This is a genomic window from Lysobacter oryzae DSM 21044, assembly GCF_059568595.1.
Map to the genome: position 1 here is coordinate 389,842 of NZ_JCANTQ010000010.1, position 12,418 is coordinate 402,259.

Here is a 12,418-nt window from a genome sequence, read left to right on the forward strand (position 1 = left end):
TGCGCTCATGCCGCGAACAGGCGCTGCAGGGCGGCGCCCGGATCCGGGGCGCGCATGAAGCTCTCGCCGATCAGGAACGTGTCGATGCCGTTGCCGCGCATCCTTTCCACGTCCCCGCGCGTGGCGATCCCGCTTTCGGTGACCAGGATGCGGTCGCGCGGGACGGCGTCCTTGAGCGCGAGCGTGGTGTCGAGCGACACCTCGAAGGTGCGCAGGTTGCGGTTGTTGACCCCGATCAGCTCGCAATCGGTCTGCAGCGCGCGCTCGAGCTCGTCGATGTCGTGCACTTCCACCAGCACGTCCATGCCCAGCTCGCCGGCGAGGTTCGCCAGCTCGATCATCTGCGCATCCTCGAGCGCGGCGACGATCAGCAGGACGCAGTCGGCACCGATCATGCGCGCTTCGTAGACCTGGTAGGGATCGACGATGAAATCCTTGCGGATCACCGGCAGGCGGCAGGCGCTGCGCGCCTCGCTCAGGTACAGGTTGCTGCCCTGGAAGAAATCGACGTCGGTCAGCACCGACAGGCATGCGGCGCCGCCGGCCTCGTAGCTGCGTGCGATTTCGGCCGGGCGGAAGTCGGCGCGGATCACGCCCCGGGAGGGGCTGGCCTTCTTCACCTCGGCGATGACCGCCGCCTCGCCCGCCGCCAGCTTGTGGCGGATCGCGCGGACGAAGCCGCGGGTGGGCGACTGGTTCATGGCGCGGGCGCGCAGTTCCGACAGCGGGCGAACGCGGCTGCGCTGTTCGATCTCCTCGGCCTTGCGGGCGAGGATGGTGTTGAGGATGTCGCTCATGCGGAAATTCTAGCGGCTCGGACCGGAACGAACGGGAATGCCTCAGATCCTGGGCTTGCCGTACGCCCGCGCCACCTTGGCCACGCGCAGCTCGAAATGTTCGTACCAGTGCTTGCGCCCATGGGCGCGCGTGGCGGCGTGCTCGGCGTGGTGTTTCCAGGCGCCGATCGCCGCTTCGCTCTCCCAGTAGGAGACGGTGATGCCGAAGCCGTCTGCGCCGCGGACCGACTCGGCGCCGAGGTAGCCGGGCTGCTGCGCCGCCAGCTCCAGCATGCGCTCGGCCGCCGCCGCATAAGCGGCCTCGTCGTCGCCGTTGCGCAGCGAGGAAAAGATCACGGCGAAATACGGCGGTTCGGGCAGCCTGGCGAAGCCGTTCATGCGGCGATTCCTGCGATGTCGCGCGTCGTGGCGACGAATTGTTCGAGCCTGGCTCGCGCCGCGCCGGAAGCGATGGCTTCGCGCGCGCGGGCGATGCCGTGCGCGATCGAATCGACGACCCCCGAGGCGTACAACGCCGCGCCGGCGTTGAGCGCGACGATCTCCAGCGGCAGGCCGGGCTGGTTGTCCAGCGCACCGAGCAGCATTGCCCTGGATTCGAGGGCATCGGCCACGCGCAGGTTGCGCGAGGCGGCCATGGCGATGCCGAAATCCTCCGGATGCACCTCGTATTCGCGGACCACGCCATCGCGCAGCTCGCCGACCAGCGTGGCCGCCCCCAGCGAGAGTTCGTCCATGCCGTCGCGCCCCCAGACCACGAGCGCGCGCTGCGCGCCCAGTTCCTGCAGCACCCGCACCTGGATGCCGACGAGATCGGGATGGAACACGCCCATGAGGATGTTGGGCGCATCCGCAGGATTGGTCAGCGGGCCGAGGATGTTGAAGATGGTGCGAACGCCCATCTCGCGGCGCACCGGGGCCACCGCCTTCATCGCCGGGTGGTGCACCGGCGCGAACATGAAGCCGATCCCGCAACGCTCGATGCACTCGCCGACCTGCTCCGGCTGCAGCTCGATATTGGCGCCCAGCGCCTCGAGCACGTCGGCGCTGCCCGACCTGGACGACACGCTGCGATTGCCGTGCTTGGCGACCTTCGCGCCGGCGGCGGCGACCACGAACATCGACGCGGTGGAGATGTTGAAGGTATGCGCGCCGTCGCCGCCGGTGCCGACGATGTCGACCAGGTTGCCGCGGTCGGCCACGTGCACCGGACGCGCGAATTCGCGCAGAACGGTCGCGGCGCCGGCGATCTCGCCAACGGTTTCCTTCTTTACCCGCAGGCCGGTGAGGATCGCCGCGGTCATTGTCGAGGAGACTTCGCCGCGCATGATCTGGCGCATGAGATCCACCATCTCGTCGTGGAAGATCTCGCGGTGCTCGATGGTGCGCTGGAGCGCTTCTTGGGGTGTGATGGGCATCGTCGAACCGGGTGCGGCGATCGCGTGTCAGCGCTCGAGGAAATTCTTGAGCAGGGCGTGCCCGTGCTCGGTCAGGATCGATTCGGGATGGAACTGCACGCCTTCGACCGGGTGCTCGCGGTGGCGCAGGCCCATGATTTCGTCGAAGGAGCCGTCGTCGTTGTCGGTCCAGGCCGTGACTTCCAGCGACTGCGGCAGCGTCTCGCGCGCCACGACCAGGGAGTGGTACCGCGTGGCCTCGTACGCATCGGGCAGGCCGGCGAACACGCCCTGCCCTTCGTGGCGGATGCGCGAGGTCTTGCCATGCATGATGGTCTTGGCGCGGACGACGTCGCCGCCGTAGGCCTGGCCGATGCTCTGGTGGCCCAGGCACACGCCCAGAATCGGCACGCGCGCGCCGAGCTCCCGGATCACGTCCACCGATACGCCCGCCTCGTTGGGCGTGCACGGCCCCGGGGAAATCACGATGCGTTCGCACGCCAGCGCCGCGATCTGCCCGACCGACAGTTCGTCGTTGCGCACCACCTTGACCTCGGCCCCGAGCGTCTGCAGGTACTGCACGAGGTTGAAGGTGAAACTGTCGTAGTTGTCGATCATCAACAGCATGCTTGACCTGGCCACTGATTTAACGGGCGTTGCCGCTGCGCGTGGGAAACGGCTGGAGTGCCGACGGAGCCGGCGACCGCCGAGCGCGGAAACAGACGGACATCTTACCGGTTGGGTAAGTCCGGGAGGCGCCGGTGGCTTATGCGATTTTGGCCATGCGGAGCCGCCCGCAAGGAAGACTGCCCCGCGCCACGTCGCGCGTCGACAGCCACCCGGCCTGATTCCCCGGGGCAGCGCGGAGGTCAGTCGACGGGCAACCGGGAACTGGCGGACGCGACCTCTTCCGCGTCGATGCGCAATCGCAGGCCCACGCCAGGTTCGGTCAGGATCCAGCGTGGCGCGGTCGCGTCGTCGCCCAGCTTCTGCCGCAGCCGGGCGACGAGGATGCGCAGGTAATGCGTGTCCTGCTCGAAGGTCGGTCCCCACAGTTCCCGCAGCAGCCGCGCCTGCGTCACCACCGTGCCCGCGTTGCGCGAGAGCACGGCGAGCAGCGCGAACTCCTTGGGCGTGAGCGTGACCGGCTCGTTGCCGAGACTGACGATGCGGTTCGCCAGGTCGATCCGCAGGTAGCCGTCGTCGAGGTAGGAGCGATCCGCAACGGACTGCCGCGGACGCAGGTTCGCGCGGATGCGCGCCAGCAGCTCCTGCACGCCGAACGGCTTGGTGACGTAATCGTCCGCGCCGCGATCGAGGGCCGCGACCTTTTCCGTCTCCTCCATGCGCACGCTCAGCACGATCACCGGGGTCTGGCTGCGGCGGCGGATCTGCGCCAGCGCGTCGAGGCCGTTGATGTCCGGCAGGCCGATGTCGAGCAGCACCAGCGAGGCGCCGCGCGCGTGCAACGACTCCAATCCCTGCTGCCCCGTCGCCACGGCATCCACCGAGTAGCCCTGCGAGCGCAGCACGCGGGCCAGGAAGCTTCGCAGCTCCGGCTCGTCATCGATGACGAGAATGTGCGGGGCACGCTCGCTCATCGCCCGCTCCTTTCCGCCGTCCTCCCTCCGGGCAGGCTCAGCCGCACGCGCGCACCGCTCGTGCCGTGATCCGGCTCCTCGGCCACCGCGTCGCCACCGTGCGCGCGCACGATGGTGCGGCTGATCGCCAGACCGAGCCCCGCGCCGGCGCGACCGCGCGATTGCGGGTCGTCGCTGACGAACATGGAAAACACCCGCTCCCGCTGGTCCGCGGCAATACCGGGGCCGGAATCCACCACCTCGATGCGCGCATTCGCGTCCCCGCATTGCTCGATGCGCATATGCACCGGCGCGCCGGCCGGGGAGAACTTTGCGGCGTTGTCCAGCACGTTCAACAGCGCCTGCTCGACCAGTGCGCCGTTGACATGCATGGGCTGCAAGGGCGAGCGGATGTCGATCGACACGCGCGTATCGGGCCGGTAGCGGCACAGGCGCTCCACGGCCGAACCGGCAAGCTCGTCGATCCCGACCCAGTCCCGCACCAGCCGCGCGGTTCCACCGACGAGCAGCCGCGTCGCGTGCAGTACGCCCTGCACGTACTCGTCCATCCGCAGGCATTCGCGGCGGATCGAGCGCAGATACGAATACCGGTCCTCGTCGGCAAGACGATCGAATCCGTCATGCAGGACTTCGGACGCGCCGAGGATGACCGACAGCGGATTTCGGAGGTCGTGCGAGACCGACGCGAGCAATGCCGATTGCAATGCAAGCGCGTCCATCGCGACGCCGCGCATCGCGGGCGCTTCATCAAACATGGAGTTGTGCATGGCGTCTTCGTGCATGGTCCTGGATCAGCCAACCTGGATTTTTGGGGCGCGGATTTTTTAGCCGCGGCGGGCTGAGCCGCAACCGAACACGATGAATTTTTACGGCATCTTTACGCCGTTTCACGCAACGTTGACTTCACGTTTCCAGCCAACTGGTGAAGACTGGGTGACCTCCATGCGGACGCGCGGGGAACGCGCCGCATACCGATCGCCGCAGAGGCCAAGCAGATGCTCTCCACACCACCCATCAGCACCGGCATTGCCGGCCTGGACACCGTGCTCGCCGGCGGCTACACGCCAAGGCGGCTCTATCTGGTCGAAGGCCTTCCGGGGTCGGGCAAGACCACCCTGGCGATGCAGTTCCTGATGGCCGGCCGCGACCGCGGCGAGCGCGTCCTCTATGTGTCGCTCTCGGAGACGGACGCCGAACTTCGCGAGATGGCCGCGTCGCATGGCTGGTCGCTGGACGGCATCGAGCTGTACGAGCCGCTCTCCGAGGCCGATCGCACGGCAACGGACGCGCAGTACACGATGTTCCATCCGTCGGAAGTCGAGCTCGCCGACACCACCCAGCGCATCGTGCGCCACATCAATGCGGCGCGGCCGGATCGCCTGGTGTTCGACTCGCTGGGCGAGCTTCGCCTGCTGTCCGGGTCGGCGCTGCGCTACCGCCGCCAGGTCCTGGCCCTGAAGCAGTACTTCTCCGAACTGGCCTGCACGACCCTGTTGCTCGACGACGTCGGCCCAGCGGACCAGGGCATGCAGGTGCACACGATCGTGCACGGCGTGGTGCGCATGGAATCGATGGACGCCGCGTTCGGCGGCGACCGGCGGCGGCTTCGCGTGTCGAAGTTCCGCGGGCGCCGGTTCATCGGCGGCTACCACGACTATCGGATCGAGACGGGCGGCCTGCAGGTGTTCCCGCGCCTGGTCGCGTCCGACTTCCGGCGCGAGGCACCGCAGGACCGGATCTCGACCGGCGTCGAACGCCTCGATGCGCTGCTGGGCGGCGGTCTTTCGCGCGGCACCAGCACCCTGCTGATCGGCGCGGCCGGCACCGGCAAGTCCTCGCTCGCGACGCTGGTGGCCTGCGCCGCGGCCGATCGCGGCGAGCGCACCGCCATCTTCGCCTTCGATGAAAGCGTGCGCGCCTTCGTTACCCGCTCGGAGGGATTGGGCTTCCCGGTCTCCAGGCACATCGACGACAAGCTGATCTCACTGCGCGCGGTCGACCCGGCCGAACTGTCGTCCGGCGAGTTCACCCAGGTGATCCGCGATGCGGTGGAGCGCGACGACGTGCGCGTGGTGGTGATCGACAGCCTCAACGGCTACCTCAACGCGATGCCCGGCGAACAGCACATGCTCCTGCAACTGCACGACCTGCTGGCTTACCTGGGGTCGCTCGGGGTGATCACCCTGCTGGTGAGCGCGCAACTCGGGCTGATCGGCACCATGAGCAACCGCGTGGACGTGAGCTACCTCGCCGACGGGGTGATCCTGTTGCGCTACTACGAGGCCGATGGCGAGGTGAAGCAGGCGATCTCGGTGCTCAAGCAGCGCACAGGCGAGCACGAACGCACGATTCGTCCGTTCACGATGTCCTCGGCCGGCTTCGCCATCGGCGACCCGTTGCGGGAACTGCGGGGCGTACTGACCGGCGTGCCGCAGGAGCGCACGTCGCCGCCGGATATCTTGCGGCGCTGATCGTGCGCGCCGGCGATACGAACATCCGGGAGGACGGCCGCGGCCTGCAGATCGTGCTGCTGCTGCCCACGCAGCGCGACACCCAACTGGCCGCGCAGGTGCTTCGCGACGATGGCATGGCCGCGATCGAATGCGTCGACGACGAGGCGCTGCGGGACGTCCTGCGCGACCCCGTGGGCGCGGTGTTCGTGGCCGAGGAATGGCTGGCGCACGGTGCGCACGAGGTGCTGAGGAAATGCCTGGCGCGGCAACCGTCCTGGTCGGACCTGCCGGTGCTGGTGGTCGCGCGCGCCAACAGCGACTCGGCCCAACTGGCGCGGCTGCTGGAGGACCTCGGGAATGCATCGCTGCTGGAACGTCCGGCGCGCGTGGCCGCGTTGACCAGCGCCGCGCGCACGGCCTTGCGCGCTCGGCAGCGGCAGTACCAGATCCGCGCCCAGCTCGACGACCTCGAGCAGGCGCGCGCAGAGCTGGGCGAAGCCGCCAAGCGCAAGGACGAGTTCCTCGCGATGCTTGGCCATGAGCTGCGCAATCCGCTCGCGCCGATCCGCAACGCGATCGAAGTGCTGCTGCATGACGCGGACCGGGAGGCCGATCGGGCGATGCTTGGCATGATGCGGCGCCAGGTCGAGCACATGGTGCGGCTGGTGGAGGACCTGGTGGACGTCGCGCGACTGACCCACGGCACGATCGAACTGCACCTCAAGGCGACATTGCTGGGCGACGTCCTCCAATCGGCGGTGGCATTGAGCGGACCGCTGATCGACGCCGGCGGCCATCGGCTCGAAGTCGAGCTGCCCCAGGAGACGCTGGCGGCGCTGGGCGACGCCACGCGGCTGGCGCAGGTGTTCAGCAACCTGCTCAACAACGCCGCCAAGTACTCGGAATCCAACGGGGTGATCCGGCTGTCGCTGCGACGCGAAGGCAACGACGCGGTGGTGCGCGTTACCGACCGCGGCATCGGCATCGAGCCGGCCATGCTGCCGCGCATCTTCGATCTGTTCACCCAGGGCCGCCACCTGCCGCAGCATGCCCGCGGCGGGCTGGGGATCGGGCTGTCGCTGGTGCGCAGCCTGGTGCGCATGCACCACGGTGAGATCGAAGCGCACAGCGACGGACGCGGACAGGGTTCGGAGTTCGTGGTGCGCCTGCCGCTGTTGCGCAGCGATGGCGTGCACCATGCGAGGGACGCCGAGGATCTCACCGTTCCGTCCGGGATGCGGGTGCTGGTCGTGGACGACAATGCCGACGCGGCGGAAACGATGGGGCTGCTGCTCGGCGCACTCGGCGTGCACCACGGCGTGGCGTTCGACGGGGCCGAGGCGTTGCGGCGGGTGGAGGAAGCCGCCCCGGATGCAGTGCTGCTCGACCTGGGCATGCCGGGCATGGATGGCTTCGAAGTCGCGCGGCGGATTCGCGCGCGCTATCCCGATGTGGCGCTGGTCGCATTGACCGGCTGGAGCCAGGCCGAGGACATCGCGCGCACCAGCGGAGCCGGATTTTCGGAACACCTGAGCAAGCCTGCCAGTCCCGCGGCGCTGACCGCGCTGCTGCGGCGCATTCATGCGAAGGCGGCGTGAAAGTCATGTCCGGCGATATGGCGGCGCGTCACGCTCTCGCGGGTAGCATCGTGGTCATGCGCACCGAGACGCTTCCATCGGAGCCCCGGATCGTCGAGATCGTGCAACAGCTCGCATCATGCGACGCCGTGGAAGACGTCGTGCGCGTGGTGGCCACGTCGACGCGGCGCTACGTCGGCGCCGACGGCGCGACCGTGGTGATGCGCGACGGCGACCGCTGCCGCTACCTCGAGGAGGATGCGATCGGTGCGCTGTGGAAGGGCCGCGACTTCCTGGCCGAGGAATGCGTGTCCGGCTGGGCAATGCTGCAGGGCCGCCAGGTCGTGATCCCGGACACCCGCGACGAGCCGCGCATCCCGCGCCCGCTCTACGACACGACGTTCGTGCGCAGCCTGGTGATGACGCCGATCGCGTGCGCGGGAGAAGTCGTCGGGGCGCTGGGCGCCTACTGGTCGCAGCCGCGCACGCCCTCCGACGCCGAATGCGCGGTCCTGGCGGCGATCGCGAATTCCGCCGCGCTGGCGCTGGTCAATGTGCGCCTGCTGGCCGAGATCCGCCTCGACGAGCAACGCAAGGAACGCTTCCTCGACGGGCTCGCCAACGAACTCAGCGCGCTGGTCGGCCCATTGCGCACCTCGCTGCACACGCAACGCCACTCCACCGACGCCACGGCGATCCGGCGCGCGGGCGAGGTCATTACCCGTCAGCTCGCGGGCCACGCGCGCCTGATCGACCATCTGCGCGACGGCAGCGCGCTGCTTTCGGGCAAGGACGATCCGTCGTTCTGGCCGATCGACCTCGCCGGCCCGATCCAACGCGCACTGGAAATGCGCGGCGAGGCCGCCGCCGCTGCCGAGGTCGAACTCGTGTTCCGCACCCCGTCAACCCCGTTGCCCGTGCTTGGCGACGAGCACCGGCTGGCACAGGCCTTCGGCCACGTGCTCGACAACAGCCTGCGGTTCACCCCGCCGGGCGGGACGATCGCCATCACGGCCGCGGTCGCGGGTCCCTCGGTGCTCGTGGACATCGCCGACACGGGCGTGGGCATTTCGCGCGAGGTGTTGCCGCGCCTGTTCGAGCCGTTCTATCGGCCGGAGCACGAGCCGGAAAGCAGCATGTCCCGCCTGGGGCTGGGGCTCAGCCTGGTGGCGCGCATCGCCCGCATGCATGGCGGCGACGCCAGCATCGACAGCGCAGGCGCGGGGCTGGGCACGCGGGTGACGCTGCGCATTCCGCTGCTCGACCTGCGCGAGGATGCGCCGGACCGGAAGGTACGCGCGACGACCCGGTGAGCTTCACGGATCCGCCTGCGATGCGCGGGTGTCGTGGGCCGGCAGGACCAGTTTCGCCCGCAGTCCCGGCGCACGGCCCAGCAACAACACGCGGCCGCCGTGGCGCTGTGCGATCGCGCGCACGAGGCTCAGGCCCAGGCCGACGCCCGGCGAACCGCGATGGCTCTCCAGGCGCTGGAAACGGTCGAAGACACGTTCGCGGTCGGCCTCCGGGATGCCTGGCCCGCTGTCGTCGACCCGCAGTTCCACGCCTTCGGCGTCCGTGTGCAGGGCGACTTCGACCTCGCTGTCGGCAGGCGCGTACTTGACCGCGTTGTCGAGCAGGTTGACCACGGCCTGGAACAGCTGGTCGCGATCGCCGCGCGTGCAGGCCGGCTGCAGCCCGGCGACCACGCGCACGCCGCGCTCGGCGGCGCTCGGCGCGTACAGTTCCACCGCATCCGCGACCAGCGCGCGCAGGTCCACCACCGGATCGTGCGGCGCCGGCACCTGCGCCTCGATGCGCGCCAGGCGTAGCAGTGCGCCGAAGGACTGCAGCAGTTGGTCGGTTTCCGCGACGGCACCCTCGAGCGCCGTGCGCTGCGACGCATCGATGGGCTGCTGCCGCAGTTCCTCCAGGCGGTTGCGCAGGCGCGTCAGCGGCGTGCGCAGGTCATGGGCGATGTGATCGGTGGCATGGCGCACGCCGCCAAGCAGTTCCTCGATGCGGTCGAGCATGCCGTTGAAGCGGCGCGCGAGCCGGTCGAACGCGTCGTCGCTGTGGTCGAGCGCGGCGCGCAACCCCAGTTCGCCGCTGCCCACGCGTTCGGCGGTGGCGTCCAGGCCGCGCAGCCGGCGGGAAACCCAGCGCGAGGTCAGCCAGCCGACCAGGGCGCCGAGGCTGGTCGCGAACACGAACGCCACCAGCGCGGTGCGCTGCATCAGCCCCAGGAAGCGGTCCTGCGAGCGCAGGCGCAGGCCAGTGAGCAACTGGCTGCCATCGGGCAGCCGCTGCGCGTAGGCGATCACGCGCAGCGCCGCGTCGCCGCCATCGCGCTGGGTTTCGTCGTATTCGAGCCAGTGGGCGCGCGCGGTCCGATGCATGGGCACGAGGTCGCCGATGAGCCTGCGGCCCTGCGGCGAGACCAGCGCGTACACCGCATCGGGGTCGTCCGGCTGCGCCTGCCGGCGCCGCAGTTCCTCCACCAGCGCGCCGGGCCCGTCCCCGCGATACAGGTCGACCAGCCCCACCGCATCGGTGCGCACGAGTTCGCGCGCGTCGTGCAGCAACAGGGTGGAGACCGCGTAGTACACGCCACCGCCGAGCAGCACGAAGGCGAGCAGGAACGAGCCCATCACCGCCAGCGCCAGCCGCGTGCTGGTGGAGAGCGTCCGCTTCATTCGCCCAGCCGGTAGCCCGCGCCGCGCACGGTATGCAGCAGCGGCCGCGCGAAGCCGTGGTCGATCTTCTGGCGCAGGCGGCTGATGTGCACGTCGATGACGTTGGTCTGCGGGTCGAAGTGGTAGTCCCACACCGCCTCCAGCAGCATCGTGCGCGTGACCACGCGCTCGGCCTGGCGCATCAGGTATTCGAGCAGGCGGAACTCGCGCGGTTGCAGTTCGATGCGTCGATCGCCGCGGCGCGCCTCGCGGCTGAGCAGGTCCAGTTCCAGTTCGCCCACGCGCAGGCGCGTGGGTTCGCGTTCGTCGCCGGCGCGGTGGCGGCGCACGACGCTGTCCAGGCGCGCGCTCAGCTCGGCATAGGCGAACGGCTTGACCAGGTAGTCGTCGGCGCCCGCGCGCAGGCCCTCGACGCGGTGGTCGACTTCGCCCAGCGCCGTCAGCAGCACCAGCGGCGTGCGATTGCCGGCCCCGCGCAGCGTCTGCAGCACGACCAGGCCGTCAAGGCCGGGCAGCATGCGATCGAGCACGATCGCGTCGTAGCTCTCGGTGGTGGCGAGGAACAGGCCCTGCTTGCCGTCGCCGGCGTGGTCGACCACGTGCCCATCCTCGCGCAGGCCCTTGAGGATGAAGCTCGCGGTGTGGGGATCGTCTTCGACCAGCAGGACGCGCATGTCAGCTCCCGGCTCGCAAAAAGGATACCCCGCCGAAATTCTCCGGCGGGGTATCCGGCCCGCATCCACCCACGGGCCGTCGGGGAAGCGGTTCAGCCCTTGCCGCCGTCAGCCGGCTTCTGCGTGGTGGTCTTGGCGTCCTGCTTCTTCAGCTTGGCGACGTGCTTGTGCTTGGCCGTCGCCGGCATGGTCTTGGCCGGTGCGGATGCGGGCGCGGCTGGCGTCGTGGCCGGCGCGGCGGCGAGCGCCGAGCCGGTCAGCGCGGTCAGGGCAACGGCGAACAGGGTCTTGCGGAGGGTGCTCATGGCTTGGCTCCTGGTTGGGAAGGTTTCGAGGCCGGTGGGGTCGTCCCCATCGCAGGTGCAGGTTGCGCGCGCGGCGTTTGCGCCGCCCTTTCCGCGGCATGAACAATCGGTAATGTTCGAGGCCGCATCCGGCCCCGCCCCAGCAACGAGAACGCCACCCGCAGGTGGCGTTCGGGTCACCGCACGGCGTCGGGCTCAGCCGACGCCACTGCCCCGCCGCAGCGGTACCGGCGCGGTCGCGATGCGACTCTTGAGGCCCGCCATCTCGCCGGGCATCACCACCAGGTACTGGATCAACTGCTCGGCCAGCTCCAGCAGGTGCTCGGCGGTGACCTTGTCGATCGCCGTTTCGTCGTCGAAGTGGCGGCCGAATGCGCCATCGGGCGCCATCAGCTCGGCGATGCCCTGCAGGGGCCGGCTGAGGTCGACCTCGCGCGGCAGGGCCTCGAGCTGGCGCGTGAGCGGCATTTCGCGCTTGTCGGCGGGCAGCAGCCGCGCGGCCAGGCCTTCGAGCAGGTGCCGCACCGTCAACGCGGTCGCGCCCCACTCGGCATGGTTGTACAGCTTGAGCGCCGAGTCGTAGCTGCGCGCGAGCGGTCCGGACAATGCCTGCAGGTGCTCCGTGCCCCCCATGCTGCTGCGCCCGCCCGGCGCGGGATACATGAAGAGCGATGCGGGCTTGCAGTTGCCGAAGTCGTCGACGAGTTGCACCAGCAGCGCTTCGAACTCGCAGCGCGTGCAGGCCATCTCGGTGGCGACGATCTGGCGCCCGTGCTCCTGCCACGGCCGGGCCTCGAAGATGGCCTTCTCGTGGCAACGCGGACAGATCAATTCAATCGAACGCGCGAAGCTGTTGGCGAAGCGCGCGTAGACGCTGCTGTCGGGAATCGGATGCATGGCGCACTCTCCCTCGAAGTTACGCAA

The 12,418-nt window shown here is 69.4% G+C and carries 13 protein-coding genes; 3 read left to right on the forward strand and 10 right to left on the reverse strand.

All coding sequences use genetic code 11. The features are described from left to right. Positions 1–5 precede the first annotated feature (5 nt). From trpC to BP05_RS07910, 6 genes are all read right to left on the reverse strand, one after another. Positions 6–797, reverse strand: coding sequence for an indole-3-glycerol phosphate synthase TrpC (gene trpC / locus BP05_RS07885; protein WP_496362167.1), 792 nt, complete (start codon positions 795–797; stop codon positions 6–8). Between the two features lie 42 nt (positions 798–839). Beyond that, on the reverse strand, positions 840–1,175 hold the full coding sequence (locus BP05_RS07890; protein WP_496362169.1) for an antibiotic biosynthesis monooxygenase family protein: 336 nt from the start codon (positions 1,173–1,175) through the stop codon (positions 840–842). After that, positions 1,172–2,212 carry an anthranilate phosphoribosyltransferase gene (trpD, locus tag BP05_RS07895; RefSeq protein WP_496362171.1) on the reverse strand — a complete coding sequence of 347 codons (1,041 nt, stop codon included), beginning with the start codon at positions 2,210–2,212 and terminating at the stop codon, positions 1,172–1,174. Before trpD ends, BP05_RS07890 begins: the two co-directional genes overlap by 4 nt. A 27-nt stretch (positions 2,213–2,239) precedes the next feature. Beyond that, positions 2,240–2,818, reverse strand: coding sequence for an anthranilate synthase component II (locus BP05_RS07900; RefSeq protein ID WP_496362172.1), 579 nt, complete (start codon positions 2,816–2,818; stop codon positions 2,240–2,242). Positions 2,819–3,060: 242 nt separating this feature from the next. Next, on the reverse strand, positions 3,061–3,792 hold the full coding sequence (locus BP05_RS07905; protein ID WP_496362174.1) for a response regulator transcription factor: 732 nt from the start codon (positions 3,790–3,792) through the stop codon (positions 3,061–3,063). Next, positions 3,789–4,574 (reverse strand): sensor histidine kinase, encoded by a 786-nt coding sequence (locus BP05_RS07910; protein WP_496362176.1) that lies wholly within the window; start codon positions 4,572–4,574, stop codon positions 3,789–3,791. The genes BP05_RS07905 and BP05_RS07910 overlap by 4 nt, the downstream gene beginning before the upstream one ends. 213 nt (positions 4,575–4,787) lie before the next feature. On the opposite strand from BP05_RS07910, the gene BP05_RS07915 reads away from it, so the two are divergent. The 3 genes from BP05_RS07915 to BP05_RS07925 are packed head-to-tail and all read left to right on the forward strand — an operon-like array spanning position 4,788 to position 9,135. After that, on the forward strand, positions 4,788–6,263 hold the full coding sequence (locus BP05_RS07915) for an ATPase domain-containing protein (RefSeq protein WP_496362178.1): 1,476 nt from the start codon (positions 4,788–4,790) through the stop codon (positions 6,261–6,263). A 2-nt stretch (positions 6,264–6,265) separates the two neighbouring features. Further along, on the forward strand, positions 6,266–7,843 hold the full coding sequence (locus BP05_RS07920; protein ID WP_496362180.1) for a hybrid sensor histidine kinase/response regulator: 1,578 nt from the start codon (positions 6,266–6,268) through the stop codon (positions 7,841–7,843). Positions 7,844–7,899: 56 nt separating this feature from the next. Then, positions 7,900–9,135: a GAF domain-containing sensor histidine kinase gene (locus tag BP05_RS07925; RefSeq protein WP_496362182.1), complete on the forward strand. Its 1,236-nt coding sequence runs from the start codon at positions 7,900–7,902 to the stop codon at positions 9,133–9,135. A 3-nt stretch (positions 9,136–9,138) separates the two neighbouring features. On the opposite strand, the gene BP05_RS07930 is transcribed toward BP05_RS07925, so the two are convergent. The 4 genes from BP05_RS07930 to BP05_RS07945 all read right to left on the reverse strand — a co-directional run bounded on the left by BP05_RS07930 (position 9,139) and on the right by BP05_RS07945 (position 12,391). Beyond that, entirely contained in the window at positions 9,139–10,515 is a 1,377-nt protein-coding gene (locus BP05_RS07930) for a sensor histidine kinase (protein WP_496362184.1), read from the reverse strand. Then, positions 10,512–11,189 (reverse strand): winged helix-turn-helix domain-containing protein, encoded by a 678-nt coding sequence (locus BP05_RS07935; protein ID WP_496362186.1) that lies wholly within the window; start codon positions 11,187–11,189, stop codon positions 10,512–10,514. Before BP05_RS07935 ends, BP05_RS07930 begins: the two co-directional genes overlap by 4 nt. 92 nt (positions 11,190–11,281) lie before the next feature. Next, complete coding sequence (locus BP05_RS07940; RefSeq protein WP_496362188.1) at positions 11,282–11,494, reverse strand: hypothetical protein; 213 nt, start codon at positions 11,492–11,494, stop codon at positions 11,282–11,284. A gap of 195 nt (positions 11,495–11,689) precedes the next feature. Beyond that, complete coding sequence (locus BP05_RS07945) at positions 11,690–12,391, reverse strand: hypothetical protein (RefSeq protein WP_496362190.1); 702 nt, start codon at positions 12,389–12,391, stop codon at positions 11,690–11,692. Between the last annotated feature and the right edge of the window lie 27 nt (positions 12,392–12,418).

Excerpts from the sequence above, each read along its gene's own strand:
- trpC (WP_496362167.1), bottom strand. The coding sequence starts at position 797 with ATGAGCGACATCCTCAACACCATCCTCGCCCGCAAGGCCGAGGAGATC.
- BP05_RS07890 (WP_496362169.1), bottom strand. The coding sequence starts at position 1,175 with ATGAACGGCTTCGCCAGGCTGCCCGAACCGCCGTATTTCGCCGTGATC.
- trpD (WP_496362171.1), bottom strand. The coding sequence starts at position 2,212 with ATGCCCATCACACCCCAAGAAGCGCTCCAGCGCACCATCGAGCACCGC.
- BP05_RS07900 (WP_496362172.1), bottom strand. The coding sequence starts at position 2,818 with ATGCTGTTGATGATCGACAACTACGACAGTTTCACCTTCAACCTCGTG.
- BP05_RS07905 (WP_496362174.1), bottom strand. The coding sequence starts at position 3,792 with ATGAGCGAGCGTGCCCCGCACATTCTCGTCATCGATGACGAGCCGGAG.
- BP05_RS07910 (WP_496362176.1), bottom strand. The coding sequence starts at position 4,574 with ATGCACGAAGACGCCATGCACAACTCCATGTTTGATGAAGCGCCCGCG.
- BP05_RS07915 (WP_496362178.1), top strand. The coding sequence starts at position 4,788 with ATGCTCTCCACACCACCCATCAGCACCGGCATTGCCGGCCTGGACACC.
- BP05_RS07925 (WP_496362182.1), top strand. The coding sequence starts at position 7,900 with ATGCGCACCGAGACGCTTCCATCGGAGCCCCGGATCGTCGAGATCGTG.
- BP05_RS07930 (WP_496362184.1), bottom strand. The coding sequence starts at position 10,515 with ATGAAGCGGACGCTCTCCACCAGCACGCGGCTGGCGCTGGCGGTGATG.
- BP05_RS07935 (WP_496362186.1), bottom strand. The coding sequence starts at position 11,189 with ATGCGCGTCCTGCTGGTCGAAGACGATCCCCACACCGCGAGCTTCATC.
- BP05_RS07940 (WP_496362188.1), bottom strand. The coding sequence starts at position 11,494 with ATGAGCACCCTCCGCAAGACCCTGTTCGCCGTTGCCCTGACCGCGCTG.
- BP05_RS07945 (WP_496362190.1), bottom strand. The coding sequence starts at position 12,391 with ATGCATCCGATTCCCGACAGCAGCGTCTACGCGCGCTTCGCCAACAGC.